This is a genomic window from Vibrio sp. QJM3NY_15 (assembly GCF_057785995.1).
The window spans coordinates 272,677-299,550 of the sequence record NZ_CM173517.1 but is presented as its reverse complement, the minus strand read 5'-3'; the positions used below and the strand labels follow the sequence as shown (position 1 = coordinate 299,550).

At 44.9% G+C, this 26,874-nt stretch carries 24 protein-coding genes; 6 read left to right on the top strand and 18 right to left on the bottom strand.

The window, feature by feature from the left end; genetic code table 11:
• Positions 1–134: 134 nt before the first annotated feature.
• A complete protein-coding gene (dusA, locus tag AC3CKG_RS01400) occupies positions 135–1,115 on the bottom strand; it encodes a tRNA dihydrouridine(20/20a) synthase DusA (RefSeq protein ID WP_017107162.1) in 981 nt (326 codons plus the stop codon).
• 313 nt (positions 1,116–1,428) lie between these two features.
• Between dusA and zur the strand changes: the two genes are divergently transcribed.
• Both zur and AC3CKG_RS01390 read left to right on the top strand, forming a co-directional pair.
• Complete coding sequence (gene zur / locus AC3CKG_RS01395; protein WP_017107163.1) at positions 1,429–1,887, top strand: zinc uptake transcriptional repressor Zur; 459 nt, start codon at positions 1,429–1,431, stop codon at positions 1,885–1,887.
• A gap of 17 nt (positions 1,888–1,904) precedes the next feature.
• Entirely contained in the window at positions 1,905–2,366 is a 462-nt protein-coding gene (locus tag AC3CKG_RS01390) for a chemotaxis protein CheX (protein WP_017059940.1), read from the top strand.
• A 139-nt stretch (positions 2,367–2,505) separates the two neighbouring features.
• Here AC3CKG_RS01390 and pgi read toward each other — a convergent pair whose 3' ends face one another.
• The gene (gene pgi / locus AC3CKG_RS01385; protein WP_488528711.1) at positions 2,506–4,158 is read right to left on the bottom strand and encodes a glucose-6-phosphate isomerase; all 1,653 of its coding nucleotides are present in this window, start codon (positions 4,156–4,158) and stop codon (positions 2,506–2,508) included.
• A gap of 326 nt (positions 4,159–4,484) precedes the next feature.
• Here pgi and AC3CKG_RS01380 point away from each other — a divergent pair, with 326 nt between their 5' ends.
• Positions 4,485–4,904 (top strand): secondary thiamine-phosphate synthase enzyme YjbQ, encoded by a 420-nt coding sequence (locus AC3CKG_RS01380; RefSeq protein WP_488528710.1) that lies wholly within the window; start codon positions 4,485–4,487, stop codon positions 4,902–4,904.
• A 117-nt stretch (positions 4,905–5,021) separates the two neighbouring features.
• Here AC3CKG_RS01380 and AC3CKG_RS01375 read toward each other — a convergent pair whose 3' ends face one another.
• The 3 genes from AC3CKG_RS01375 to AC3CKG_RS01365 are packed head-to-tail and all read right to left on the bottom strand — an operon-like array spanning position 5,022 to position 8,732.
• On the bottom strand, positions 5,022–6,230 hold the full coding sequence (locus tag AC3CKG_RS01375) for a BamA/TamA family outer membrane protein (protein WP_488528709.1): 1,209 nt from the start codon (positions 6,228–6,230) through the stop codon (positions 5,022–5,024).
• Between the two features lie 20 nt (positions 6,231–6,250).
• Positions 6,251–7,336, bottom strand: coding sequence for an alanine racemase (alr, locus tag AC3CKG_RS01370; protein ID WP_488528708.1), 1,086 nt, complete (start codon positions 7,334–7,336; stop codon positions 6,251–6,253).
• Positions 7,337–7,340: 4 nt separating this feature from the next.
• Positions 7,341–8,732 (bottom strand): replicative DNA helicase, encoded by a 1,392-nt coding sequence (locus AC3CKG_RS01365; protein WP_017107440.1) that lies wholly within the window; start codon positions 8,730–8,732, stop codon positions 7,341–7,343.
• Between the two features lie 176 nt (positions 8,733–8,908).
• On the opposite strand from AC3CKG_RS01365, the gene AC3CKG_RS01360 reads away from it, so the two are divergent.
• The gene (locus AC3CKG_RS01360) at positions 8,909–9,790 is read left to right on the top strand and encodes a DUF481 domain-containing protein (protein WP_488528707.1); all 882 of its coding nucleotides are present in this window, start codon (positions 8,909–8,911) and stop codon (positions 9,788–9,790) included.
• A gap of 200 nt (positions 9,791–9,990) precedes the next feature.
• Here AC3CKG_RS01360 and rplI read toward each other — a convergent pair whose 3' ends face one another.
• The 5 genes from rplI to rnr form a co-directional block, all read right to left on the bottom strand.
• A complete protein-coding gene (rplI, locus tag AC3CKG_RS01355) occupies positions 9,991–10,440 on the bottom strand; it encodes a 50S ribosomal protein L9 (protein ID WP_017107439.1) in 450 nt (149 codons plus the stop codon).
• A gap of 38 nt (positions 10,441–10,478) precedes the next feature.
• Positions 10,479–10,706, bottom strand: coding sequence for a 30S ribosomal protein S18 (gene rpsR / locus AC3CKG_RS01350; protein WP_000090472.1), 228 nt, complete (start codon positions 10,704–10,706; stop codon positions 10,479–10,481).
• A 132-nt stretch (positions 10,707–10,838) separates the two neighbouring features.
• Positions 10,839–11,252, bottom strand: coding sequence for a 30S ribosomal protein S6 (rpsF, locus tag AC3CKG_RS01345; RefSeq protein ID WP_004735855.1), 414 nt, complete (start codon positions 11,250–11,252; stop codon positions 10,839–10,841).
• 289 nt (positions 11,253–11,541) lie between these two features.
• A complete protein-coding gene (gene rlmB / locus AC3CKG_RS01340) occupies positions 11,542–12,282 on the bottom strand; it encodes a 23S rRNA (guanosine(2251)-2'-O)-methyltransferase RlmB (protein ID WP_004735856.1) in 741 nt (246 codons plus the stop codon).
• A 158-nt stretch (positions 12,283–12,440) separates the two neighbouring features.
• The gene (gene rnr / locus AC3CKG_RS01335) at positions 12,441–14,942 is read right to left on the bottom strand and encodes a ribonuclease R (RefSeq protein ID WP_017107438.1); all 2,502 of its coding nucleotides are present in this window, start codon (positions 14,940–14,942) and stop codon (positions 12,441–12,443) included.
• Between the two features lie 247 nt (positions 14,943–15,189).
• Here rnr and AC3CKG_RS01330 point away from each other — a divergent pair, with 247 nt between their 5' ends.
• Positions 15,190–16,599 (top strand): amidohydrolase, encoded by a 1,410-nt coding sequence (locus tag AC3CKG_RS01330; RefSeq protein ID WP_102353125.1) that lies wholly within the window; start codon positions 15,190–15,192, stop codon positions 16,597–16,599.
• Between the two features lie 154 nt (positions 16,600–16,753).
• Here the strand turns inward: AC3CKG_RS01330 and motX are convergent, their stop codons facing one another.
• Together motX and AC3CKG_RS01320 are read right to left on the bottom strand one after the other, a co-directional pair.
• Complete coding sequence (motX, locus tag AC3CKG_RS01325) at positions 16,754–17,389, bottom strand: flagellar protein MotX (protein ID WP_017107437.1); 636 nt, start codon at positions 17,387–17,389, stop codon at positions 16,754–16,756.
• Between the two features lie 298 nt (positions 17,390–17,687).
• Positions 17,688–19,004: an adenylosuccinate synthase gene (locus AC3CKG_RS01320; RefSeq protein WP_017078237.1), complete on the bottom strand. Its 1,317-nt coding sequence runs from the start codon at positions 19,002–19,004 to the stop codon at positions 17,688–17,690.
• A gap of 172 nt (positions 19,005–19,176) precedes the next feature.
• Here AC3CKG_RS01320 and AC3CKG_RS01315 point away from each other — a divergent pair, with 172 nt between their 5' ends.
• A complete protein-coding gene (locus AC3CKG_RS01315; protein ID WP_010434105.1) occupies positions 19,177–19,365 on the top strand; it encodes a DUF2065 domain-containing protein in 189 nt (62 codons plus the stop codon).
• Between the two features lie 169 nt (positions 19,366–19,534).
• On the opposite strand, the gene hflC is transcribed toward AC3CKG_RS01315, so the two are convergent.
• The 6 genes from hflC to mutL all read right to left on the bottom strand — a co-directional run bounded on the left by hflC (position 19,535) and on the right by mutL (position 26,867).
• Positions 19,535–20,512, bottom strand: coding sequence for a protease modulator HflC (gene hflC / locus AC3CKG_RS01310; RefSeq protein ID WP_010434102.1), 978 nt, complete (start codon positions 20,510–20,512; stop codon positions 19,535–19,537).
• Between the two features lie 2 nt (positions 20,513–20,514).
• Positions 20,515–21,717, bottom strand: a complete 1,203-nt coding sequence (gene hflK, locus AC3CKG_RS01305) for an FtsH protease activity modulator HflK (protein WP_017103358.1) — start codon at positions 21,715–21,717, stop codon at positions 20,515–20,517.
• A gap of 27 nt (positions 21,718–21,744) precedes the next feature.
• A complete protein-coding gene (hflX, locus tag AC3CKG_RS01300) occupies positions 21,745–23,052 on the bottom strand; it encodes a ribosome rescue GTPase HflX (RefSeq protein WP_017107433.1) in 1,308 nt (435 codons plus the stop codon).
• Between the two features lie 44 nt (positions 23,053–23,096).
• A complete protein-coding gene (gene hfq / locus AC3CKG_RS01295) occupies positions 23,097–23,360 on the bottom strand; it encodes an RNA chaperone Hfq (RefSeq protein ID WP_010434097.1) in 264 nt (87 codons plus the stop codon).
• 192 nt (positions 23,361–23,552) lie between these two features.
• Positions 23,553–24,485: a tRNA (adenosine(37)-N6)-dimethylallyltransferase MiaA gene (miaA, locus tag AC3CKG_RS01290; RefSeq protein WP_102435985.1), complete on the bottom strand. Its 933-nt coding sequence runs from the start codon at positions 24,483–24,485 to the stop codon at positions 23,553–23,555.
• Positions 24,486–24,626: 141 nt separating this feature from the next.
• Complete coding sequence (gene mutL / locus AC3CKG_RS01285) at positions 24,627–26,867, bottom strand: DNA mismatch repair endonuclease MutL (protein ID WP_488528706.1); 2,241 nt, start codon at positions 26,865–26,867, stop codon at positions 24,627–24,629.
• Positions 26,868–26,874 lie beyond the last annotated feature (7 nt).

The window sequence follows — 26,874 nt, the reverse complement described above, 5'->3', positions numbered from 1 at the left end:
GCAAATAAAAAGCCACACATCTTAATGCGTGGCTTTAAAAGAAACCATCAATGGTAAATTTAGCCTCTAATGGCGAATTTAACCTTAGATTTAAATCTTGAGCTTTAAGCTCGAACTTTTAACCTAGAGGGAGGTTATACGTTTAGCTCTTTAGGGATCTTAGCTAATGCTGTCTGCACCACTTCGATACCCGCGCCTTTCTTATGCGCATTTTCGCTGATGTAGCGACGCCATTGTCTTGCACCCGGCATGCTTTGGAACAAACCAAGCATATGACGAGAGATGTGCCCTAAGCTTGCACCATTTGAAAGTTCACGTTCGATGTACGGATACATTTCTTCAACCACTTGTGAGCGCTTCTTGATTGGCGTATCTAAACCAAAGATCTGCTGATCGACTTCAGCCAAGATAAACGGGCTATGGTAAGCCTCACGACCGATCATCACACCATCAAGGTGTTGCAAGTGCTCTTTAGTTTGCTCAAGAGTAGTAATGCCACCATTCACAGCAATCACAAGATCAGAGAAGTCTTTCTTGATTTGGTATGCACGATCGTAATCTAGCGGTGGGATCTCGCGGTTCTCTTTCGGGCTAAGGCCACTCAACCATGCTTTACGAGCATGAATAGTAAATTGCTCACAGCCACCTTTTTCAGAAACTGTCGAAACAAACTTAGTCAGAAACTCATAAGAGTCTTGGTCATCGATACCAATTCGCGTTTTTACAGTAATTGGAATATCAGTCACTTCTTTCATCGCCGATACGCAATCTGCCACCAGCTCAGGCTCAGCCATCAAGCATGCACCAAAGCGACCATTCTGAACTCGGTCTGAAGGACAACCTACATTTAGGTTTACTTCATCGTAACCACGCTCACCAGCAAGCTTGGCACAAGCCGCTAAATCAACCGGGTTTGAACCACCAAGTTGAAGTGCAAGAGGATGTTCTTGCTCGTTATATTCTAGAAAGTCACCCTTACCATGTAAGATCGCACCTGTGGTTACCATTTCCGTGTACAGAAGAGTCTGCTGAGAAAGCAAACGGTGAAAGTAACGACAGTGGCGGTCAGTCCAATCGAGCATTGGAGCGACGGACAACCTACATGAATGTGTCATGGCAAAGTAACCTAGTAGCGAGTCAAAAAAATATGCTGGAATACCCAGCAAAAGCAAGGTCGGCTATTGTAAATGCTATGCCTTGATTGTGCTATATGAACTTTACCTCACACTTTTTTATAAACCTATTCACCAGATCTCTAATTCAGCCTCATTAATCAGTTATGCCTTGAGTCACAATGTCATTTTGAGTTACCTTGTCTTATTCAAAGTCGTGGGTCACAATACGCTCTGTACCTGACTTTAATAGAAATCATTGGCTCCCAAAATAAAGTAACCTAGAAATAGTGTTTGATTAGGGATGTCCGATTGAATGGTGAAAAATTTGGACCACACATTGATAGAGCAAGTTGAAGGGATATGCGCATCACGAGGAGTTAGACTAACTCCCCAACGAAAGCGTGTGTTTGAGCTCATCCTCTCTAATAAAAAAGCCTCCAGTGCTTATGAATTGTTAGAGCAATTAAAGCAGAGTGAACCGCAAGCCAAACCTCCTACAGTTTATCGCGCTTTAGATTTTTTGTTGGAACAAGGTTTCATTCATCGAGTTGAGTCAACCAACAGCTTCATATGTTGCTGTTCATGCAATGCAAACCAACACTTTTCGCAGCTATTGATCTGCGATAAATGTGGGACAGTAATAGAGCTACAAGACGATGCTCTTATCACTCAACTCGCTAACAACGCGGAGAAGCACGGTTTTCAATTAACGAATCACGTTATTGAATCTCATGGTGTATGCCAAACTTGCTCCTCTGATATGAAAGAATAAGATTATAGAAGAACATTATGCGCGCTGAATTTGTAAACCCGTTTTTAGCTTCTTTAATGAATGTATTAAAAACGATGGCTTCTCTAGAATTGAAGCCACAAAAACCGAGAGTTAAGAAAGACGAAATAGCTCGTGGTGATGTATCCGGCCTGATTGGTATGGTGGGTACACAATCTCGTGGTTCAATGTCGATCACCTTTGATGAAGGTCTTGCCCTAGAAATCATGGAAAACATGCTGGGTGAGCGCCCGAACGGCTTGAACGAAGAAGTGACCGATATGGTGGGTGAAATCACTAACATGGTGACTGGCGGCGCAAAACGTATTCTTGCAGAAAGCGGATTTGATTTCGATATGGCAACGCCGATCGTTGTTTCAGGTAAAGGCCACACTATTCGTCACAAGTGTGACGGAGCAATTATCATCATGCCTTTTTCATCTCAATGGGGTAATGCCTTCATCGAGATCTGTTTCGAATAGAGACAATCGAGTAAATAAAAAAACGAAAGGCTGACGTACATACGTCAGCCTTTTTTATTGCCGTAAAATCAACGGACATAAAAAACGCCAACCGAAAGGTTGGCGTTTACAGTTATTACTGGGTGTTACTTAAACAGTCTTAAGCTTTCAGCGCTTTAAATGCGTTGATTAGACCGTTCGTTGAGCTGTCGTGAGATGTTACTTGAGCATCGTCAGCAAGCTCAGGAAGAATTTGGTTTGCTAGTTGCTTACCAAGTTCTACGCCCCATTGGTCGAAGCTGAAGATATTCCAGATAACGCCTTGAACAAAAATCTTGTGCTCGTACATCGCGATTAGGTTACCTAAAGAGCGAGGAGTCATTTGCTTAACAAGAATTGAGTTCGTTGGACGGTTGCCTTCAAATACTTTGAAAGGAGCAAGCTCCGCTGCTTCTTCTGCTGTTTTACCAGCCGCTAAGAATTCAGCTTCTACTGTCTCTTTTGTCTTACCGAATGCTAATGCTTCAGTTTGAGCAAAGAAGTTAGACATCAGCTTCTGGTGGTGATCAGATGCTGGGTTGTGGCTGATTGCAGGCGCGATGAAGTCTGATGGGATCAGCTTAGTGCCTTGGTGAATCAGTTGGTAGAAAGCGTGCTGGCCGTTTGTACCAGGTTCACCCCAGATGATAGGACCTGTTTGGTACTCTACCGGATTGCCTTCACGGTCTACAAACTTACCGTTCGACTCCATGTTACCTTGCTGGAAGTAAGCAGCAAAACGGTGCATGTATTGATCGTAAGGTAGGATAGCTTCTGACTCAGCGCCGTGGAAGTTATTGTACCAAATGCCGATAAGCGCAAGGATAACTGGGATGTTGCTTTCAAACTCAGTTGAAGCAAAGTGGTTATCCATCTCGTGAGCGCCATCTAATAGCTCTACGAAGTTATCGAAGCCAACAGACAGTGAGATAGAAAGGCCGATCGCAGACCATAGTGAGTAACGACCACCAACCCAATCCCAGAATTCAAACATGTTGTCAGTATCAATACCAAACTCAGCTACTGAAGCTGCGTTTGTTGATAGTGCTGCGAAGTGTTTAGCAACGTGTGCAGAATCACCCGCTTCAGCCAAGAACCAATCACGTGCAGAGTGTGCATTCGTCATTGTTTCTTGAGTTGTGAATGTTTTAGATGCCACTAGGAACAGCGTAGTTTCTGGGTTCAACGGCTTAAGTGTCTCAACAATGTGAGTGCCATCTACGTTAGAAACAAAGTGCATGTTTAGGCGAGTTTTGTATGGCGTTAGTGCTTCAGTCACCATGTATGGACCAAGGTCCGAACCGCCGATACCGATGTTGACTACATCAGTGATCTCTTTACCTGTGTAACCTTTCCACTCACCAGAAACGATGCGGTGCGTGAACAGTTCCATTTTTGCTAGTACAGCGTTAACAGCAGGCATTACGTCTTTGCCATCAACCATTACTGGGTTGTCGCTACGGTTACGTAGAGCCGTGTGAAGAACTGAACGACCTTCAGTCTTGTTGATTGCATCACCACCGAACATCGCTTCAATTGCAGACTTAACTTCAGTCTCGTTTGCAAGAGCAAATAGGTACTGCATAGTTTCAGCGTCAACTAGGTTCTTAGAGTAATCCACTAAGATGTCAGAACCGAAACGAGTAGAAAAGCTCTCGAAACGCTTTGCATCTTGAGCAAACAGCTCTTTCATATCCATATCTTGAGCAGACTCAAAATGTGCAGTTAGAGCTTTCCACGCTTGTGTTTGCGTTGGGTTGATATTTTTCAACATGGTATCTATCCCGATGTTACTGTAGGTTTTATTCTAAACGTCACTTAAGTGATGAGTAGAACCCCCGATTAGGCGAAAGTTTATATTTTTCTGTGATGACAAAACCGCGTCACCACTGAAAGATTCTTTGTAATTTTTTTTCACGACGTATTATGCCGCATATGAAGAGCTGTACCTTGAGATAAATCAGGATTAGATTTCCTGATAGCAGAATCGGTACAGACTCTAGCTCTAACATAATTAAATGTGAGCGATACCTGATAAATTCAAGTTCAAAAGATAGCGTTAAACCACTTTTTTTCCAAATACATTATAAAGGATGGCGTATGTGGATTCAGAAGACTATACACCTAAATGCACGAAAGCGTGGATTCCATCTCATTACTGATGAAATTGAACAACAGATACACGATATCAACTCTCTATCTGTTGGTTTATTACATCTCTTTATTCAACATACCTCTGCCAGTCTCACGTTAAATGAGAACGCAGATCCTACCGTTCGTTCCGATATGGAATCGCACTTTAATAAGTTTGTACCCGAACGTGCCCCTTACTACAGACACACTTATGAAGGCGATGATGATATGCCAGCTCACATTAAAGCATCAACACTTGGCTCCAGTGTGACAATACCCATCACTAACGGTCGTTTAGCCTTGGGAACATGGCAGGGTATTTACTTAGGTGAACATCGAGATAGTGGTGGAAGCCGCACTGTGATCGCTACGATTCAAGGTGAGTAGACGGCTTAAAAGCGAGATCTTTTTAATAAAAACAATGCCTTATTAATAAAAAAGAGTGGTGTATTTCCACAACCACTCTTATAAAAATAGCATTTGGCCCACCATAGACCGAAAGCTTTAGAAGGGCTGGTTTATCATGACCCGAAAGGTTCCTTCGTCGCCGCCTCGCGCTAATTCTGCACGAACAACAATCCCTTCTACTTGGAAGCGAACCGCGCCACCGAGGCTCCATTTCATGTCCGTGTGCAGTGTTTTAATATCGTACTCGTCCGCAACACGCCCTACTTCAGCAAACGCCACCCATTGCCACCAAGGCAAATCGTAGTAGTTAATTAAAGGAATATCACCTAGCGGTTGCCAATCTGGGATGACTCGGTATTCTGCTGAATAGTGAACAGCAGAACGTCCGTGATAACGTCCACCGGTATAGCCTCTCAATCGATATAATCCACCAAGTCGAGCTTGTTCTGTCTCTGGTGGGCGCGCGCAATCCTGCCCAGAACAGTTATCCCAAGTTGGTGTATCAGCGGTATAGAAATCGAGAGCCACGACTTGTTGGTCGAACAAGTCGCCTAAAGGACCTAATGCGAAGTACTGACTGTTTTGGAACGTCCACTTCAACCACAAGTCATCGTCAGACCAACTATCGGCACCGGTAGTGAACTCAAGGTTAGTATGAGAACCTTTAGTTGGGTTACGTGTGCTATCACGGTTATCCCAATCCAAAGCCAGACTAAAGCCTGTCGCCTCTTCCGTGTTATTTAAACCTTCTAGCTCTCGAGCGGTATAAAAAGGTGTGAAGATAATCGAGCTGACACCCGAATCGACAGGTGAGGCAAAGCTAACATCTTTGATTGGCTGAAAAGCCCCTAACAAGCCATGTTCTGCAACATTGCCCCAAGGTAGCAAATACTTAAATTCAAACTGATAATTTTGCTCTAAGCCATCGGCAATGGTTTTATCATCAATAGATGAATCATTATCGCCTTGAGAGCCAATGTAATAAGGATTGTCATTGAAGCGTGCTTGGTACATCTGAGTACTGAATAAAACATTCTCAGAAAGTGCAAAGTTGAAAGCAGATAAAAAGCCAACATAGCTGTCTCTATCAGAATAGAGCGCCATCCCAAACAAAGCTGCTTGAGGCTGCCAAACACCCTTTGCGACACCTGCAACCCCAAAGGTGTTACCCATGGTTTCGGTGCTGAAATAGAAAGGGACAAATGCAGTATCTTTTTCTTCACTCACCGCGGAAGAAGAAAAGCTGACACCGAGCAATGCCATAGCTGACATTAGCCAGTGTCGTGTCGTTCGCATGAGCGCCATTTACTTTACAAGGTCCATAGCTACTTCACATACTCCATCGCAACGCGCGAAGTCAGCTTAGTGACCAGCTCATACGCAATAGTACCAATATGTTCCGCCACTTCTTCCGAAGGTAAGCCTTTCCCCCAAAGAGTCGCTTCATCACCCACTTTATCTAAAGCATCTGGGCCTAGGTCGACCGTTAGCATGTCCATGGAGACACGGCCTGCAATCGGTACTGTTCGACCGTTGACGAACACTGGCGTGCCGTTAGGTGCTGTGCGAGGGTAACCATCACCATAACCAATCGCGATAACACCAACCTTGGTATCACGTTCGCTGGTCCAGTTACCGCCATAACCCACGCTTTCACCGGCTTTCAAATCACGAACCGCAATTAGGTGAGACGTCAGGGTCATTACCGGCTTAAAACCCAACTCTTGAGCAGTCTTATCTACAAACGGTGACACGCCGTAAGAGATGATGCCAGGTCGCACCCAATCTAAGTGACTATCCGGCCACGCAAGCAAACCTGCAGAGTTAGCAAGAGAGCGTTCACCTTCACAACCTTCCGTCAAAGATAAGAATAATTCAGTCTGCTGCTCTGTGGTTGCTTTATCTAACTCGTCAGCACAACCAAAGTGGCTCATGTAGCGCAAAGGCTTAGCTACATTAGGACATTGATGCAGGCGATTGACGAAATTTTGATACTGCTCAGAACGAACGCCTAAGCGATGCATACCACTGTCTACCTTTAGCCACACCACAACTGGCGATTCTAGAACTGAATTTTCTAGAGCGCTAAGTTGCTCTTCACAATGCACCACGGTCTGGATGTTATTGGTCACCAATATTGGTAAATCACCTGACGAGTAAAAACCTTCCAGCAATAAAACAGGTTGAACAATGCCACCAGCACGAAGTTGCAAGGCTTCTTCAATACGGGCGACACCGAAGGCATCTGAGTTCTTAGAGTGTTTAGCGATGTGCAATAAACCATGACCGTAGCCATTCGCCTTCACAACCGACATAACTTTACAGTTAGGTGCTTTTGACTTAATCAGTTGAAGGTTGTGTTCCAATGCACCGAGATCAATGCTCGCTGTCGCTGCTTTCATATAAGTCATTAACTTACTCATCATCAAATGCAGGACCTGCATAGTTATCAAATCGGGAGTGTTGGCCTTGGAATGTCAAACGAACCGAACCGATAGGACCGTTACGTTGCTTACCAAGGATGATCTCAGCGATACCTTTCAGTGAACTGTCTGGGTTATAAACCTCATCACGATAGATAAACATGATCAAATCGGCATCTTGCTCGATAGAACCTGATTCACGCAAATCCGAGTTTACTGGGCGCTTATCAGCACGTTGCTCTAGGGAACGGTTAAGCTGAGAAAGTGCAACAACCGGCACGTTCAACTCTTTCGCAAGGGCTTTTAGGGAACGCGAAATTTCGGCAATCTCTAAGGTACGGTTTTCAGACAATGAAGGTACACGCATTAATTGAAGGTAATCTATCATGATCATAGAGATACCATCATGCTCACGAGCGATACGTCGAGCACGCGAACGCACCTCTGTTGGTGTTAAACCCGAGCTATCATCGATATACATATTCTTCTTATCCATAAGAATACCCATACTCGATGAAATACGCGCCCAATCTTCATCATCCAATTGACCAGTACGAATCTTGGTTTGGTCTACGCGAGAAAGTGACGCAAGCATACGCATCATCAGCTGTTCGGCTGGCATCTCAAGAGAGAAGATCAGAACCGGCTTGTCTTGTTTCATCGCCGCGTTTTCACATAAGTTCATCGCAAAGGTGGTTTTACCCATCGATGGACGCGCAGCAACAATAATTAAGTCAGAACCCTGTAGGCCTGCTGTTTTCTTGTTGAGGTCGTTGAAGCCAGTATCGACACCAGTCACACCATCTTGTGGCGTTTTATACAAGATTTCGATACGTTCCAGAGTCTTCTCTAGAATGCTATCAACGTTTTGTGGGCCTTCGTTTTCACTCGCTCGGCCTTCTGCAATCGCAAAGACCTTACTCTCAGCCAGATCAACAAGCTCTTCTGATGTACGGCCTTGAGGGTCATAACCCGAATCGGCAATCTCATTCGCAACACCAATCAGGCTACGTACCAATGCACGTTGCGCCACGATATCCGCGTAAGCGTTAATGTTCGCCGCACTTGGGGTATTTTTAGCAAGGTCGGCAAGGTATGCAAAACCGCCAACTTCTTCGAGCTGCTCACGCAACTCTAAATGTTCAGAGAGTGTAATAAGATCCAGAGGAGAACTTTCTTCAAGGATATCTTTTACTGCTTCGAAGATCAGACGGTGAGGGCGACTGTAAAAGTCCTTGCTCACGACTTTTTCTGAAACCGTATCCCAGCGTTCGTTGTCCAGCAACAAACCGCCGATAACAGATTGCTCAGCTTCTAATGAATGTGGTGGGACTTTGATGGCGTCCACCTGATCGTTGGCTGATTTCTGACTTCTGGTATCCACTATGACTACACTCAATAACTAATAATGATCGTTCATTATACCCAAGAACATGCATTTGTAATGCAATCCTCGGGGATTGTTTTATTCTTCAGTAAGAATTTACCTATTGCTGACGGAATTAACCAAGGGTAGCATTACGATCCTTCCATTCATTCACTGTATAACTAGAGGTATGTGTGTCCAAATCATTGGCTCTGAGCACTGGTATTCTGAGTATTGGTCTCCTGAGCACTCCGTTGGCCTTAGCGGATGATGCTAAAGCCTCTGTTGATGCAATCCTCGACTCGATAGTAGTACCAGAATCTGCTGCTGAGCCGATCGTCGTTGCACCGACACCTGAAAAAGATATGGATATCGCACCGAGTGATACGAGTGACACAGAACTGCCTAACCCGTTAAAGACTGAAGTCGAATTTGGATATCAGTCGCATACTGGTAATTCTGATTCTCGATCGCTAAATGCCCGCCTAAATGGCGAGTATACGACTGGCCGTCATAGAACCAGTGGCGAATGGAAATACTACAACCTCTACAAAGATGGTGAAGAAGACAAAAGGCAATCGACTTACTCGGCTCAGAGTGACTATAAGTTAAGCCCCAAAACCTACCTCTACGGCAGCTTCAAAGGTGTCGACTCACGTTATAGCGCTTATTTTAAAGACTATACTGTTTCTAGTGGTTTGGGTTACCAATTTTCAAATACAGAAGAGTTTGTGTTGGAAGTCGAAGTGGGCCCTGGTTTTCGTTACCAAGAACCGAATCTCGATGAATTAGACGACGATGACATCATCTTTCCTGAGATTGTTGAGGAAGCCATTTTCCGTGGCAATGTGAACACATCATGGCAAGTATTGAAGAATTTACAGCTCAAAGCCGATGTGACGTTAGTATCTGGTCACAGTAACCTGAAATTTGATACTGAATTAGAAGCGATCAACGATATTACTGACAATATTGCACTGAAGATTGCTCATTCTCGTCAGTACCACGATAAGGTACCTAATGGATTAAGCAAAGAAGACTCTGTGCTGTCGATTAACCTGCTCTTTCAATTCTAGTCTCAGGAGCAGTTCTAATCTTAAGGCCACTTCTAACCTTGAGAACGACCTGTTCAGCAATAAGAGCTTATGGATCACTGTAAGCTTTTTACCTACTGCAACCCTCCCTTATGTTTTCCTATATTTCAGACATAAAAAAAACACCAGCCGAAGCTGGTGTTTAAAACTTTCAAAAGAAAGAATTCGTCTTGGTACTGAAATTACTCAGCAACGATCGTGATTTTCGCAGTAGCAAAAACTTCAGAGTGAAGTTGGATGCTTACTTCGAATTCACCGATGTTACGTAGAGCGCCTTCAGGTAGGCGTACTTCGCTCTTAGCTACTGCAACACCTGCCGCTGTAATAGCGTCAGCGATGTCACGAGTACCGATAGAACCGAATAGTTTGCCTTCGTCACCAGCTTTAGAAGCGATTGTAACGCCTTCTAGAGTGTTAACTGTCTCTGCACGAGCTTCACAAGCAGCTAGTTGCTCAGCAACTTTAGCTTCTAGTTCAGCACGACGAGTTTCGAACATAGCAACGTTTTCTTTAGTTGCCATAACTACTTTACCCTGTGGGATAAGGAAGTTACGAGCGTAACCAGATTTAACGTTTACTTGGTCGCCAAGGCCACCTAGGTTACCGATTTTATCAAGTAGAATAACTTGCATTATCTTAGTCCTCTTAAACTATTATTAACTATTACCGATTACTGATGCTTGTCAGTGTACGGTAGTAGAGCTAGGTAACGAGAACGCTTGATAGCGCGAGCTAGCTGACGTTGGTATTTAGCACTTGTACCAGTGATACGGCTAGGTACAATTTTACCAGCTTCAGTGATGTAGTTTTTTAGAGTTGCTACGTCTTTGTAGTCAATCTCTTGTACGCCTTCTGCAGTAAAACGGCAGAATTTACGACGACGGAAGAAACGAGCCATGGGCTATCTCCTGATCTAAATTTAATAATGCGGTATTCACACAGGCTTATAAATAAGCGTAAGCAAATGCTTGTAGTGGAAATACCTAAACGAGTTGAATAAAATTTAATGACCTAAAAGGCCAAAAAAGAATTACTCAGCAGCAGCTTCTGGCTTAGCTTCTTCTTCACGACGTGGTGCACGTTCTTCACGGTCATCACGACGAGGAGCACGCTCTGCACGCTCTTCTTTTTGCTTAAGCATGATAGATTGCTCAGTCACAGCGCCTTTAGTGCGCATGATCATGTTACGTAGAACTGCATCGTTAAAACGGAAAGCAGTTTCTAGCTCGTCCATCACTTCTTGGCCAGCTTCAACGTTCATAAGAACGTAGTGAGCTTTGTGAAGTTTGTTGATTGGGTAAGCCATTTGACGGCGGCCCCAGTCTTCTAGACGGTGGATAGTACCACCAGCTTCAGTGATTGAACCAGTGTAACGCTCGATCATGCCAGCAACTTGCTCGCTTTGATCAGGGTGAACCATGAATACGATTTCATAATGACGCATTTGGTTGCTCCTTACGGATTATTAGCTTCCACGAAAGGCTCGGTCGTCCAAGGGAAGCAAGGAACTAAAGAAAAATGACCGAGTTTTAAGGACGGCAAATATTATAGAAAGAACCCGGTATTGGCAAGTGGTATTTGGCGAATAATGAAACAGTTTTTATTTCGCCATCTAGCCATCTGACAAGCCAATAGGCTCCGTCATAATTGCCTAAAAAGAAACGCCCACCAGCAAGTAGTGAGCGTTAATAAATTCATAGACTTAAGTCGTTTAGGCTTTGTTAAATCGAACGTTACTGAGCTAGACGCTGACGTACCGCTTCAAATAAACAAATACCAGAAGCTACTGAAACGTTCAGGCTCGACACGCTGCCTGACATTGGAATCTTAATCAGGTCATCACACGTTTCACGCGTTAAACGACGCATACCGTCACCTTCAGCACCCATCACAACAGCAAGCGGGCCAGTCAACTTCGCTTGATAGATATCATGCGTTGCTTCACCTGCGGTACCGACGAACCATACACCTTGCTCTTGCAGTGCACGCATTGTGCGAGCTAGGTTAGTCACTCGTACTAGCGGAACCGTTTCTGCAGCGCCACAAGCAACCTTACTTACTGTTGCCGTTAGCGGCGAAGAGCGGTCTTTAGGAACGATAACAGCGGCCACACCTGCGGCATCTGCATTACGTAAGCAAGCACCTAGGTTGTGAGGGTCTGTTACGCCGTCTAGAACTAACAGCAGAGGCTGTTCGTGCTGCGCAAGGATATCGTCTAGGTGAGTTTCATTAAGCTGCTTAGCAGGCTTCACCTTAGCAATAAGACCTTGGTGGTTTGCACCTTGTGCTTTTTCATCAAGCGGCTTACGACCCATTTGTTGAATCGACACGCCAAATTGCTGCAGTTGATTCAGTAATGGAAGAAGGCGATCGTCTTGACGACCTTTAAGCACGTACGCTTCAATAAAGCGTGCTGGATCTTTTTCTAGTACGGCTTTCACCGCGTGAATACCGTAAATAAATTCGTTACTCATTGTCTCTGGTTACTCTTATTGCTCAGAGATGAAGGCATCAAACCCGATGCACCCACCTCTGTGTTGTTTATTTCGAGAGCATGCATCTTCCGCCTGATACTCTCGCATTTAAATTCGTTAGACGTTTAAGCCCTACTCGTCACTGTGATGACGATAGCTTAAGACTTATCAGCCTTTGGCTTACGGCTTGCTGCGCGCTTTTTCTTAGCACGAGCTTTAGCAGCACCGGTTTTATTCGCTGGCTTTTTCTTCTTAGCTGAGCTTTCGCTACTTCCATCTGGTCGTTTAGTTGGTTCAACCAAAGGCGTTGCTGGTACACCCGGCTTATTGCTCTTCACCGCTGAACGCTTCTTGCTTTTCGCCTTTTTCATCGCTTCGGCTGCACGCTTCTTGGCTGTTTTACCTTTACCACGCGGCTGACGATCGGTGTCTTCTAAATCAAAGTCGATTTGACGAGTTTCTAAGTTAACCGCCGAAACCTTCACTTTAACCGAATCACCCAAGCGGTAGATATTACCTGAGCTTTCACCAACCAGACGCTGACCAACAGCATCAAATTGGTAGTAGTCATTCGCTAGCGCAGAAATATGTACCAGACCATCGATGTGCAGTTCAGTTAGACGCACAAAGAAACCGAAGCCAGTTACGTTGGCAATCACGCCATCCATCACTTCGCCGACATGGTCCTGCATGTATTCACATTTCAGCCAGTCGTTCACTTCACGTGTAGCGTCATCAGCACGACGTTCAGTCATTGAACACTGCTCGCCGTAGAAGTCCATATCATCGAACGTGTAGTGGTAACCACCGGTTGGCGTCCAACGTTCGCTGTTACGACCTTCTTCTTTTGCAATAAGGTACTTAATCGCACGGTGCAGTAGCAAATCTGGGTAACGACGAATTGGCGAGGTAAAGTGAGCATAGCGTTTAAGAGCTAAACCAAAGTGACCCGCGTTATCCGCGTTGTATACCGCTTGCTTCATTGAGCGTAGCAGCATTGTTTGGATTAATTCACGATCTTCACGTTCGTTAATCTGTTGCATCAGTTGTGCGTAATCTACCGGAGATGGCGACAAGCCACCTTCTAGCGTTAAACCTAATTCACTTAAGAAGCTCTTAAAGCCCATTAAGCGCTCTTCACCCGGAGTATCGTGAACACGGTACAGCGCAGGCTCTTTCGCTTTTTCTACGTAAGATGCCGATGCGATATTCGCAAGAATCATACATTCTTCGATGATCTTGTGTGCATCGTTACGAATTACTGGCTCAATACGGTCAATCTTACGATCCGCATTGAAGATAAACTTAGTTTCTACCGTTTCAAATTCAATCGCACCACGTTCGTCACGCGTTTTCTTAAGCACCTTGTACATCTTATGAAGCTCTTCAAGATGTGGTACTTCTGGTTCGTAACGTTCACGTAATTCTTCATTGCCATCTAAGATCGCGCCTACTTTGTTATAAGTAAGACGAGCATGAGAATTCATTACCGCTTCGTAGTGCTTGTAACCCGACAGTTTACCTTTGTCTGAGATGGTCATCTCACACACCATACACAAACGGTCGACTTGAGGGTTCAATGAACACAAACCATTTGAAAGTACTTCTGGCAGCATTGGGACAACTTGTGACGGGAAGTATACCGAGTTACCACGGTTAATCGCTTCTTTGTCTAGCGCCGTATCTGGGCGAACGTAGTAACTTACGTCAGCAATCGCTACCCATAGACGCCAGCCGCCGCCTTTCTTCGCTTCACAGTAAACCGCGTCATCGAAGTCACGCGCATCTTCGCCATCAATCGTAACCAATGGCAGTTTGCGTAGATCAACACGTCCTTCTTTTGCTTCTTCAGGAACATGCTCACCAAGGTTTTCGATTTGCTTATCTACCGCTTCAGGCCACTCTTGTGGGATCTGGTGAGTACGGATCGCGATCTGCGTTTCCATACCCGGAGCCATGTTTTCACCAAGAACTTCGGTCACTTTACCCATCATGTTACGAGAACGACCACCACGATCCGTAATTTCAATCACAACCACATTACCCATTCGAGCACCGCCTTTATGCTCAGTAGGGATCTGGATGTCGTGACTAATACGCGAATCATCAGCAACCACGTAAGAATGGCCATATTCTAAGAAGAAACGACCAACAAGTGGGGTTGTGCGCTCTTCAAGAACACGAACCAAACGACCTTCACGACGACCACGCTTACTATTGTCAGTAGGCTGAGCCAGTACGTAATCACCGTGCATGATGGTTTTCATCTGATGGTGTGGCAACAAGATATCGTTATCTTTACCAACGCTTCCATCTGGGCGAACCCAACCATGACCGTCTTTATGACCAATCACATAGCCTTTAATCAGTTCCATCTTCTCAGGCAATGCGTAGCACTGACGACGAGTAAAGATAAGCTGTCCATCACGCTCCATTGCACGTAAACGACGACGCAGCCCTTCGTATTGTTCCTCTCCAGCCAGACCCAAAGCTTCGAATAGATCGTTACGGTTCATTGGAATATTCGCTTCAGTTAGAAACGAAATAATGAACTCTCGGCTTGGTACTGGGTTTTCGTAATTTTTCGACTCTCGGTCGGCAAAAGGATCAACAGTGGTTGTCGCTGTCGTGTTTTCTGACGTTGGTGTGTTTTTTGACATAGGCGGGCCTGCTTAAGCAAGGAAGGTATATACCCCTAGTATATCTGATGCTAGGGGTAACCTACAGATATGCTTTGGAAAACCCTCAAATAACCTCAGATTGATACATATCTTCACTTTGTGAAACATCACTTCATAGACGTGGACTATCATCAAAATTTTAAGCAAACGATAAAACAAACGTTTGCGCCATGAATGAAATACACTATTATCCACGCACTTTACCAACTCCTGTTCTGAGTATGATATGAAACTAAAACGCACCTTATTGGCTTCAGCAATGGCAAGCCTAGCTCTATTTCCATTTGCTAGCTCGGCAATGGAAAAAGCTGACCTGATGATTACCGATGCGATGGTTCTGACCATGAACCAAGACAAAACGATTTATGAAAGCGGTACTGTTGTCGTCAAAGACAACAAAATCATTGCGGTTGGTGATGCTTCACTAGAGAAGCAATACCAAGCTAAGCAAGTTTTAGATGTTGATGGTGATATCGTGATGCCGGGTCTCATCAATACTCACACCCACGTATCGATGACGGTGTTTCGTTCATTAGCCGATGATGTGCCAGACCGACTTCACCGTTATATCTTCCCTCTAGAGAAGAAGTTAGTGTCACGAGACATGGTACGTATTGGTGCCAACCTAGGTAACGTCGAAATGGTAAAAGGCGGTGTAACCACTTACGCCGACATGTACTACTTCGAAGATGAAGTAGCGAAAACCGTCGATAAGATCGGTATGCGTGCCATCCTAGGTGAAACTGTGATTAAGTTCCCTGTAGCCGATGCAGCTAACGCCGAAGAAGGCATTAAGTACGCATTGAACTTCATTGAAGAATACAAAGATCACCCGCGAATCACACCTGCGTTTGCACCACATGCGCCTTACACCAATACCACTGAAGTCCTACAGAAAATATCTAAGCTCTCTCTAAAGTTAGATGTACCAGTAATGATTCACCTTGCAGAATCACACCGTGAAGAAGAGAAAATCGCAGAGCGTTCAGAAGGACTTTCTCCGGTTCAATACATGGACAGCATCGGTGCATTAAACAAAAACTTGGTGGGTGCACACATGATCCTAGTGGATGACCATGATATCGAACTGGTGAAAAAATCAGACATGGGCGTGGCTCATAACATGAGTGCCAATATCAAATCCGCGAAAGGCGTATCCCCTGCCCTTAAGATGTACGACGAAAACGTTCGTATTGGTTTAGGGACCGATGGACCGATGTCTGGTAACACACTGAGCACCATTGATGAGTTCAACCAAGTGGCTAAAGTTCACAAGCTGGTAAACAAAGATCGTGCCGCAATGCCGCCGATCAAAGTGATCGACATGGCAACAATGGGCGCAGCAAAAGCGCTACACATGGAAGATAAGATCGGTTCTCTTGAAACAGGTAAACTAGCTGACATCATAGTGATCGACACAAAAGCACCAAACATGATTCCGGTATACAACCCATATTCAGCTTTAGTGTACTCGGCTAATTCTGGTAACGTTCGCCACACCATCGTTGATGGTAAGATCATCATGCAAGATCGCGACATGCTAACCGTCGATGAAGACAAGATTCGTCAAGAAGCACTCGATTTCACCAAAGTCGTTCGTAAAACGGTAATTGAATCTGGTGAAGTTGTTCAATAACGTCACCGAATGAGATAAACGGTTTTCCGTTCAGATCAAAAAAGGCCTCATAGGTATTTACCTACGAGGCCTTTTCATATCGATATCTTTCTAGTTCAAGATAGATGATTAACGAGTGCAGTCGTTAGCCATCAACCTTAATTTACATTCGTCATTACCAGAACACATCTCGGCGTTTTGCTCGAGCAATAATATTGTCTGGCATTCTCCGCTCCAAACCGCTTCGAAGCACAGTAATACGTTTGTGTTGCCTATCATCTGCTGTCACCGAGTTGTATAACCAGCGGTAAGCATCTTCATAATCTAACGGGCTACCGTAATCACGCAGTAAGAGTTCCGCTAAGTGAATGCTTGCACTTAGGTTACCCATAGAGGCCGCTTCACGTAGGTACGGAATTGCACGCTCTTTGTCTTGTTGAACCAAGGTTCCACGAGAATAATAACGACCCAGTTGCTCTAGTGCTGCGGGTAAACCTTGATGCGCTGCGTTTTCCATATAGTAAAGACCAAGCTCTACATCTTGTGGAACACACACACCCCACGCCAGCATATCACCGTATAAAAACTCATAAGAAGGCAAGCTAATACGCGTTGCACGAGCAACGATATCTTCTACTAGCTGGCACTTATCCGCTTTCACACGCTCTAGGTGTCGATTATTTTCGATTAATTTAATCAGTTCAGCTTCTGTATATATTGGAACGGGCTCTCCCACATCAGCCAAATTTGCATGACTCAAGGGTGAGCTCAGCGCCATTATTAATGAAGCTGCCACAATTCGTAGCTTCATACCTGCACTCAATTATCTGTCGCTAAAGTTATCTATTTTTTATTGGCTACCGAGGTAGACGCCCCAAAATAGGGTGAACTTCACTTTCTATGATATCTGTATCGGCAACAACCTTGATGGCTTTAGACAAAACTTGCCGCTAATGGGCAATATTTTGCCTGATGACGCTTAAAAGATCATCACCCAAAGCTTAGACGCTAAATTGCAGGTATTAAAAAGCCGACTTAAGAAAGTCGGCTTTTAGAAACGATTTAATTATCAAAGCACTGTTAGTGCTGTGGTAATCACTCAGTAGGCATTATGCGCCGTATGGGTGAACCTTGATGATAGTTTCGTTACGATCTGGGCCAGTTGATACGATATCAATTGGAACACCAGTTAGGTCTTCGATACGCTTGATGTAATCTAGAGCAGCTTGTGGAAGCGCGTCGATAGATTTAGCACCAAATGTGTTTTCAGACCAACCAGGCATTGTTTCGTAGATTGGCGTCGCTTCTTCGAATGACTCAGCAGCCATTGGAGAAACTTCTAGGATAGAACCATCTTTCATCTTGTAACCAGTACAGATTTTTAGTTCTTCTAGGCCATCTAGAACGTCTAGTTTAGTTAGACAGATACCAGATAAAGAGTTGATTTGGATTGCACGACGCATAGCGACAGCATCGAACCAACCAGTACGACGTAGACGACCAGTTGTTGCGCCAAACTCGTGACCAACATCGCCTAGGTGCTTACCAACTGGGTCTTGCTTCTCAAGGCCATCGTATAGCTCAGTTGGGAATGGACCTGAACCAACACGAGTACAGTAAGCCTTAGTAATACCAAGGATGTAACCGATGTGACGAGGACCGAAACCAGAACCTGCAGCAACACCACCAGCAGTCGTGTTAGAAGACGTTACGTATGGGTAAGTACCGTGGTCGATATCTAGTAGCGTACCTTGAGCACCTTCGAACATGATCTTGTCGCCGCGCTTACGTGCTGCGTCTAGTTCGTCAGTTACGTCGATAACCATCGCAGTTAACATGTCTGCGTAGCTCATCGCTTGCTCAAGAACTTCTTCGTAGCTTACTGTTTCAGCTTTGTAGAAGTGCTCTAGTTGGAAGTTGTGGAATTCCATAACTTCTTTTAGCTTCTCAGCAAATGCTTCTTTATCGAAAAGGTCGCCAACGCGTAGACCGCGACGAGCAACTTTATCTTCGTAAGCAGGACCGATACCGCGACCCGTTGTACCGATAGCTTTCGCGCCACGAGCGATTTCACGCGCGTTGTCGATTGCAATGTGGTACGGAAGAATTAGAGGACAAGCTTCAGAGATGAAAAGACGCTCACGTACTGGGATACCGCGATCTTCAAGAGGTTTCATTTCTTTTAGAAGTGCGTCAGGCGATAATACTACACCGTTACCAATAACACATTTAACGTTATTACGTAGGATGCCTGATGGAATTAAGTGAAGAACGGTTTTTTCACCGTCAATTACAAGTGTGTGACCTGCATTGTGACCGCCTTGGTAGCGAACCACGTATTTTGCATCTTCAGTTAAAAGGTCAACGATTTTACCTTTACCTTCATCACCCCATTGGGTGCCTAGAACGACTACGTTATTTCCCATCTTTCCAATTTCTGTTGCTAATTAAAAATGGATTCTAGCACTGAATCACACTTCTTGCAGTCACTTTTTGTTCATAAACGTTAACGCTGTACAAAAATAAACCAGCCATAACTGGGGGCAGATGTGTAAAGATACTGATATCATTGCTTTTTTACAGACAAAAGGCAGAACCATGTCTCAATCAATTTGGCTCGCTATTGGGCTCGTACTTATTGTTGAAGGGCTCGGCCCCTTGATTGCACCCAATGGCTGGAGAAACATGGTCGCGCAACTAAGCGAGCAGCCAGACACACAACTGCGCCGCATTGGAGGCTGTCTTGTGGTTGCCGGTGCCGTTATCGCTTTCATGACCTACCGTTAGTTTCTATAAGTAGAACGCTGTTAAGCGCCTCCCCTTGCCCCAATAGTGAATCTTCAAAGGTGTCTCGTTCTGAAATAAGTCATAGAAAACAAAAAGGCTCCCACAATGGGAGCCTTTTAAGTTTTAACGTATTTTGCTTATTGAGCTAAGCATTCGCTAACGCATCAGCTTATTTCGCTGGAGCGCCGCTTGCTTGATTCATGTATTGGAAGAAGTCAGTCTTCGGATCCAGCACTAGAATGTCGCTCTTATCGCTAAATGATGTCTCATAAGCTTGCAATGAACGCATGAAGCCGTAGAACTCAGGATCTTTGCTGAACGCATCAGAGTAGATCTTCGCTGCTTCTGCATCAGCATCACCACGAGTGATTCGAGCTGTACGGTCAGCTTCAGCAAGAACTGTTGCCACTTCTAGCTCAGCTTGAGCACGGATAACTTCCGCTTTCTCACGACCTTGTGAACGGTGTCTACGAGCAACCGACTCACGTTCTGCACGCATACGGCGGTAGATAGATTCACTGATTTCGTCAGGAAGGTTAATCTTCTTCATTCGGAAATCAACAACTTCAACACCTAAATCAGCCATCGCACTTTCTGCCGTTCCAGACAAAACGTTTTCCATGATCTTATCGCGTTCGCCATCAACTTCTAGTGCTTCTGCAGCCGCTACCGTTGTGACAACTTCACTATCAGCAGAGTCTGGCAGGATGTCCTTATTACGAGGGCCTGACACGATCTGCTTAATTTCACGGGAACCAATTTCAGAACGAAGAACATCTGTCACTTTACGCTCAAGAAGTGCTTCTGCCGTCATGATATTGCCGCCGCCAGTACTTAGATAAAAACGTCCAAAATCAGCAATACGCCATTTTGCGTAGGTATCAATTAGAACGTCTTTTTTCTCTGATGTTACGAAGCGGTCAGAACGACCATCCATCGTTTGAATACGAGCATCAAGTACTTTTACGCGATCAAACATAGGCAGTTTAAAGTGCAGGCCTGGTTCATAGATTCGTGATACGCCGTTGTCATCGAGAACTCGACCAAAACGAATTACCATGCCACGCTCGCCTTCTTGAATCACAAACAGTGACATCAATAGAAGGGCAATCGTCACAACTAATACAGGGATCATTAATTTACGCATTATTAGTATCTCCCTTGGCGTGAACTGTCTGAACGAGTTTGAGTGCTAGACTTTGGATCCGCTTGAGTTTCTAACTCAATTTGATCGTAAGTTGATGATGCTTTTGCAGGGCGAGTGCCCGACTGAGAACCACCTTGTGCGCCTAGCTTATCAATTGGTAGGTATAGCAAGTTACCGCTTGATTCAGAATCAATCAGGACTTTCGATGTGCTTGAGTACACTTTTTCCATTGTATCAAGGTACATACGGTTACGTGTTACTTCAGGAGCTGCTTGGTATTCAGGTAGCAGTTTCTCGAACTGAGCAACCTGACCTAGAGCACCATTAACTGTGCGCTCTGAGTAACCCACCGCTTCTTTCTTCAAACGCTCAGCACGACCTGTTGCTTTTGGAAGAATGTCATTTCGGTAAGCTTCAGCTTCACGCTCGAAACGCTCTTCATCCTCACGAGCCGCGATAGCATCATCAAATGCATCTTTCACTTGCTCAGGTGGACGTGCTGACTGGAAGTTCACGTCAACAATCAAAATACCCATGTCGTAGCTATCAATAATACGGTTCAACGTTTCTTGAGTGCTTTGACGAATCTGCTGACGACCACTTGTTAGGATACTATCCATTAGTGAATCACCAATTACCGCACGAAGCGCAGAATCGGTTGCTTGGCGTAAACTGTCGTCTGCATTCGTTACACGATACAAGTACTTGTATGGGTCAGAAACACGGTATTGAACACCCATTTCAACGGTCACAACGTTTTCATCTTTCGTTAGCATGGTGCCAGCAGCACGTAGAGAACGAATCGCTTGAACGTTTACTAGTTGCTCATCTTTGATTTCATCGATGAAGCGTGGGTGCCAGTTAAGACCAGGCTCTTCGATACGGTCGAACTGACCCAATCGAAGTACTACTGCTCTTTCTGCTTCGCCAACGGTGTAGAAACCAGCGAAGAACCAGATAGCAATCGCAATGACAGCAATGACACCAAAGCCAATCGCACCGCCACCACCGATAGATGGCCCGTTACCGTTGCCACCTTTTTTACCAAACTTGCCACCTAACTTTTGACTTAGTTTACTAAACACTTCGTCTAAGTCTGGCGGTCCTTGATCTCGGCCGCCGCGATTATTGTTCTTACCCCAAGGGTCATTATCGCGGCCGTTATTATCGCCGTTGTTGTTATTTCCAGGCTCATTCCACGCCATTAGAAAGCTCCATCATTTGATATGACGTTATACTGTAGCAGTCTCTTTGGTAACGATAAAGTCACCTAAGAGCGCCCCTTCTCTTTTTTCAAGTTTAGACCAATCTATTTGTTGCATTCGGATATCTATCAACAAGTTACCATTTTCATCATACTCTTCCTGTTGAATACATTTCATCTCAAAGAATAAGCTGCGAATACGGCCCTGATGTTGATGTGGAATACACAACCGGAATTGAACCATCTGACTTGCTAAACGCTCAGTTAAAGCTTCAAACAGCAGTTCAATACCTTCTCCTTCCATTGCAGAAACCCAAACAGCGCGAGGTGCGCCCTCTTCGTCTCTTTCAATTCGAGGTTTTTGGTCTTCCATGCAGTCAATTTTGTTCATGACTACAAGGGTTGGCACTTCATGAGCATCGATTTCTTCTAATACTTCATGAACAGCCTGAATGTTCTCACGAAAGCGGTCATCACTGGCATCAACAACATGTAACAAAATGTCAGCTTCCTGCGTCTCTTGTAACGTAGCCTTGAACGCAGCGACCAGATCGTGCGGTAGATGACGGATAAAACCTACGGTATCTGCGAGAATTGCAGGCCCGACATCTGCCAATTCAATCTTACGTAGTGTTGGGTCTAGGGTTGCAAACAGTTGGTCTGCTGCATAAACACCTGCACTAGTGATTCGATTGAAAAGTGTTGATTTCCCTGCGTTGGTATAACCAACCAAAGAAATTGTTGGGATTTCAGCTCGATTACGAGCACGTCGTCCTTGTTCACGCTGCTTAGCCACTTTCGCTAAACGACGTAATATCGCTTTTATACGGTCACGCAACAAACGTCGATCGGTTTCCAGTTGAGTTTCACCTGGACCACGAAGACCAATACCACCTTTCTGCCTTTCAAGGTGAGTCCAACCACGAATCAATCGGGTAGAGATATGACGAAGCTGAGCGAGCTCAACTTGTAGCTTACCTTCATGAGTTCGCGCACGTTGTGCAAAGATATCTAAGATCAAACCCGTGCGATCAATCACACGACATTTACACAATTGCTCGAGGTTGCGCTCTTGGGCAGGAGAGAGGGAGTGGTTAAAAATCACAATTTCAGCACCGGTCAGCTGAACAGCTTGTGCGATTTCTAGGGCTTTACCTTCTCCAACGTAGTATTTAGGGAGTGGGGATTGTCGGCTACCAGTAATCACTTGTAGCGTTTCTACCCCCGCTGAGGAGACCAGCATTTCACACTCGCTTAGGTCTTCCCATTCTCCCTCTTGCGTGAAGTTGATATGAACAAGTACGGCTCGCTCGCCGGATTCATAACGGTCAAACAAGCAACCAACTCCTTATTACAGCGCAAGCTGTATTATTTGAACGATTAATCTTCAGTCTTCTCTGGACGATCAGATGGCGCACGTTGCTCGCCGCTGTGGTGACTAACTGCACGAGCAGGAACCACAGTAGAAATCGCATGCTTGTAAACCATTTGGTTTACTGTGTTCTTCAATAAGATCACGAATTGATCGAAAGACTCGATCTGACCTTGCAGCTTAATGCCGTTAACAAGATAGATAGAGACTGGAATGCGCTCACGACGGAGTGCATTTAGGAATGGGTCTTGTAGCGATTGCCCCTTAGCCATTTTATTTTCCTTATTTATATTTTGTTGTAATTATTTAGCTAGTGGTGCACAAAAAGGTGCGGCCTTTGCATCTGAGCTAAACGAATAAAAAAACTCCGTTGTTATTGAAAGGCTGTGATTTTTAAAAGCCTCAATAACTGATCCTTTCCAGAGTATATTCACGCAAAAGCGATCACATTATACACAGCAATACTAATCAGATGCTATTGCATCTGAAAGAGTTTCTAACGCGTGTTCAATGTTTTCGCTATCTAACCAAGTTAAATCATCCCAACTGCGTAACCAGGTGATTTGTCGCTTGGCCAATTGACGGGTTGCACAGACACCACGGAAAACCGCTTCGTCTAAATCACAATTCCCATCTAAATAATCCCACATCTGCCTATAACCAACGCATCGGATCGATGGCAGTTCAGGATGAAGATCTTCTCTGGCGTACAACGCCTTCATTTCATCTTCAAAACCCGCTTCTATCATCTTTTCGAAACGCAGCTCAATGCGGCGATGGAGTTCTTTCCTTTCCTTGGGAGCTATTGCAAATTGTTTTACACGAAATGGCAGGCTATCGCCTTTCGTTTGAGTTAGCTCTGTTAATGTTTTACCCGAAATTCGATAAACTTCCAATGCCCTTGAAAGCCTTTGTGGATCATTTGGGTGTATTCTTTCAGCGGATACGGGATCTATCTCTCTTAATTGATCGTGCAATGCCTGCCAACCCTGTTCAATAGACTCCGCTTCAATCTGCTTACGAATCTCTTGATCCGCGGCTGGTAGTGGCGATAAACCTTCCAACAATGCCTTGTAGTAAAGCATTGTGCCACCAACAAGTAGCGGGATTTTACCTTCCGCTACAATGGCATTCATTTCATTGATCGCATCACGACGAAAATCTGCCGCAGAATACGCTTCGCTTGGATCAAGAATATCAATCAAGCGATGAGGCGCGAGCGCAAGCTCTTCCGCATCCGGTTTAGCGGTGCCGATATCCATGTCTTTGTAGACCAATGCCGAATCGACACTGATGATCTCTACCGGATACTTCTGACGTAAGCGGATAGCTAAATCTGTTTTTCCTGATGCCGTTGGGCCCATTAAAAACAACGCTAAAGGTAATTTTTCAGTCATGATATTTTGTATTGGTTTCTCTGTTATAGCGCTTTATAGCAAAGGGCTTTTTTGTCGCAAAAATACGTATCGTTGCGAAGATCAATGTCATCGCAAAAAGTTAAACCGTCAATAAACTTGAGTCTTTAAATCGATAAACGACTAAGCCATAAAAGCTGCGATGGTCGCTGAAAAGTCGATAGGATTAACAAATTCGGGATCATCTAATGGAAGTAGACCATGCCAAAGTTGCTCAAGTTCCCCAACTAGTTGAACCGCTTCAGATAAAGTGTAGTCGTTTTTTACTTGTGCTGTCTGAATCCCGATCCAGTTAACCAGTAATGGCAACGTATCGTTAGAAAAGCTGTGACCTTGAGTCTCCGAGGCCTGAGCGTTTATTGAAGCCGCGTACGATAACAGATCTGGGATCAAAATTTGTAAGTTTTGCTGCCTCAAAGGAGAAGGCACTCCCATCACCATTATCGCTTCGTTATTCCTAGCTTTAAGCTCGATACCAAGCACGGACAGCATTGGGCTTAGCGCCTTAGCGACACCGACTAAATCAGCGCCTAATTTGATTGATAAAGGCACCAACAGCGGCTGGCTTTTTAACGCCCCTTCTCGAGTATCAAGTTGGCCAATCACACGTAACAATTCTGCTTTGGCTAGAGACACCAATACGCTGCCGTTTTTGTTTCCCATTACCAAATATTGGCGTTCCACTACTGAGACTGCTTTGCCTAAGTCCGTCACAGGTGCTCTTGGCTTTGAATGAACCGGATTCTGTTGAGCAGACTGAGTTTCTTTATTTTCTATGTTGTCTCTGGTTTCTACTGGTGCTACATGCTCTTGAGAAAGTGAAGGCTGTACAACTTGAACATCAAAATCTGGCGTTTTCAACAGCTCTTTGTAGGCTTTAACTTCACGCTTTAAAGGCGCGGGGTCAGCATGATGTTGGTTGGGTTCTTTTTCTTTTCTCGGAGCAGGTCGAGACTCTATCCACTCTTGACGAGGAGAACCTGTAAAGCTGGTTTCACGAGCCGACGAGCCTGTGCTAGCTGAACTCATCTTAGTTGACGAATCTAAGTTGGTTGAAGAGCTTCTGCTAGACGATGAACCTCTGTTTTCTGGTGAGCTATAGTGCTGCCCAGCATCATTAACGCTGTGCTGAGGGTTATCATAAACCTGCTCAGATTCGGCTTTTCTTGGGTAGGCTGGCGTCTGCTCAATGGCGTGTCGCAGCCTCTCAGAGATCTGTGTTTGATCCGAATGAGTCGGCGTTATACTTTCTGGCTCAGAAAAACTCGCAACATCCCCCGCTTCAGACATCGAACTATCTTGCTGATAATTTGAGGCTTCTGACTGATGAAAAGCCGATTGATTGATCGGTGCTGCATCAATTTGTTTGCTTTGTGCTAAGCCATCACTCAACGCTTGGTAGATAAAGTCGTGCACAAGGCGGGCTTGATGGAAGCGTACTTCATGCTTTGCAGGATGAACATTCACATCGACTTGATGCGGGTCTAGCTCAATGAACAACACATAAGTTGCAAATTGGTCTGGGCGTAGGCTGGTCTCATAGCTTTGACGAATCGCATGATTGATCAGCTTGTCTCGCATCATACGACCGTTCACATAGCAGTATTGTAGATCGCTTTGTTGCCTTGCTCCTTCAGGCGTGGTGATCCAGCCATGAAGTTTTAGGCCTTGATGTTCTAGCTTGATCTTAAGCATATGACGAACAAAAGGGTTGCCACATACCGCAGCGATGCGCTTTTCTGCTTGAACTTGTGTTTTTGCTGCGCGGTACTGACGAATCATCTTACCGTTATGGCGAAGGTTGATCGTCACGTCAAAGCGACTCAATGCGATACGTTTAAGCAGCTCATCAATATGCGTGAATTCGGTTTTCTCAGTACGTAAGAACTTGCGACGTGCTGGTGTATTGAAGAAAAGGTCCAACACCTCAACCGAGGTACCAATAGGATGCGCTGCAGGCTGCAGTTTCACCTGCATATCCCGACCTTCACTGTGCGCAGCCCAAGCTTGATCTTGAGTCGCAGGGCGTGAAGTCATGGTTAAGCGCGCAACAGAGCTGATACTCGCCAGTGCTTCACCACGAAAACCAAGGCTGACGATCGCCTCGAGGTCATCAAGGGTATGGATCTTGGAGGTAGCATGACGGCTCAGCGCCAAGGCAAGCTCATCTTTAACGATGCCTTTGCCGTTGTCACGAACACGGATCATCTTGGCGCCACCTTTCTCGATATCAATATCGATACGTGTGGCACCTGAATCCAAACTGTTCTCAACCAACTCTTTCACAACAGAAGCTGGTCTTTCTACCACTTCACCCGCTGCGATTTGGTTAGCTAACCGAGCTGGCAGTATTTTGATCGTCATATTTATA

What these genes read in the sequence shown, in the direction of transcription:
- dusA (WP_017107162.1), bottom strand. Translation starts at nt 1,115, where the DNA reads ATGACACATTCATGTAGGTTGTCCGTCGCTCCAATGCTCGATTGGACT.
- zur (WP_017107163.1), top strand. Translation starts at nt 1,429, where the DNA reads ATGGTGAAAAATTTGGACCACACATTGATAGAGCAAGTTGAAGGGATA.
- AC3CKG_RS01390 (WP_017059940.1), top strand. Translation starts at nt 1,905, where the DNA reads ATGCGCGCTGAATTTGTAAACCCGTTTTTAGCTTCTTTAATGAATGTA.
- pgi (WP_488528711.1), bottom strand. Translation starts at nt 4,158, where the DNA reads ATGTTGAAAAATATCAACCCAACGCAAACACAAGCGTGGAAAGCTCTA.
- AC3CKG_RS01380 (WP_488528710.1), top strand. Translation starts at nt 4,485, where the DNA reads ATGTGGATTCAGAAGACTATACACCTAAATGCACGAAAGCGTGGATTC.
- AC3CKG_RS01375 (WP_488528709.1), bottom strand. Translation starts at nt 6,230, where the DNA reads ATGGCGCTCATGCGAACGACACGACACTGGCTAATGTCAGCTATGGCA.
- alr (WP_488528708.1), bottom strand. Translation starts at nt 7,336, where the DNA reads ATGACTTATATGAAAGCAGCGACAGCGAGCATTGATCTCGGTGCATTG.
- rplI (WP_017107439.1), bottom strand. Translation starts at nt 10,440, where the DNA reads ATGCAAGTTATTCTACTTGATAAAATCGGTAACCTAGGTGGCCTTGGC.
- rpsR (WP_000090472.1), bottom strand. Translation starts at nt 10,706, where the DNA reads ATGGCTCGTTTCTTCCGTCGTCGTAAATTCTGCCGTTTTACTGCAGAA.
- rpsF (WP_004735855.1), bottom strand. Translation starts at nt 11,252, where the DNA reads ATGCGTCATTATGAAATCGTATTCATGGTTCACCCTGATCAAAGCGAG.
- rlmB (WP_004735856.1), bottom strand. Translation starts at nt 12,282, where the DNA reads ATGAGTAACGAATTTATTTACGGTATTCACGCGGTGAAAGCCGTACTA.
- rnr (WP_017107438.1), bottom strand. Translation starts at nt 14,942, where the DNA reads ATGTCAAAAAACACACCAACGTCAGAAAACACGACAGCGACAACCACT.
- AC3CKG_RS01330 (WP_102353125.1), top strand. Translation starts at nt 15,190, where the DNA reads ATGAAACTAAAACGCACCTTATTGGCTTCAGCAATGGCAAGCCTAGCT.
- motX (WP_017107437.1), bottom strand. Translation starts at nt 17,389, where the DNA reads ATGAAGCTACGAATTGTGGCAGCTTCATTAATAATGGCGCTGAGCTCA.
- AC3CKG_RS01320 (WP_017078237.1), bottom strand. Translation starts at nt 19,004, where the DNA reads ATGGGAAATAACGTAGTCGTTCTAGGCACCCAATGGGGTGATGAAGGT.
- AC3CKG_RS01315 (WP_010434105.1), top strand. Translation starts at nt 19,177, where the DNA reads ATGTCTCAATCAATTTGGCTCGCTATTGGGCTCGTACTTATTGTTGAA.
- hflC (WP_010434102.1), bottom strand. Translation starts at nt 20,512, where the DNA reads ATGCGTAAATTAATGATCCCTGTATTAGTTGTGACGATTGCCCTTCTA.
- hflK (WP_017103358.1), bottom strand. Translation starts at nt 21,717, where the DNA reads ATGGCGTGGAATGAGCCTGGAAATAACAACAACGGCGATAATAACGGC.
- hfq (WP_010434097.1), bottom strand. Translation starts at nt 23,360, where the DNA reads ATGGCTAAGGGGCAATCGCTACAAGACCCATTCCTAAATGCACTCCGT.
- miaA (WP_102435985.1), bottom strand. Translation starts at nt 24,485, where the DNA reads ATGACTGAAAAATTACCTTTAGCGTTGTTTTTAATGGGCCCAACGGCA.
- mutL (WP_488528706.1), bottom strand. Translation starts at nt 26,867, where the DNA reads ATGACGATCAAAATACTGCCAGCTCGGTTAGCTAACCAAATCGCAGCG.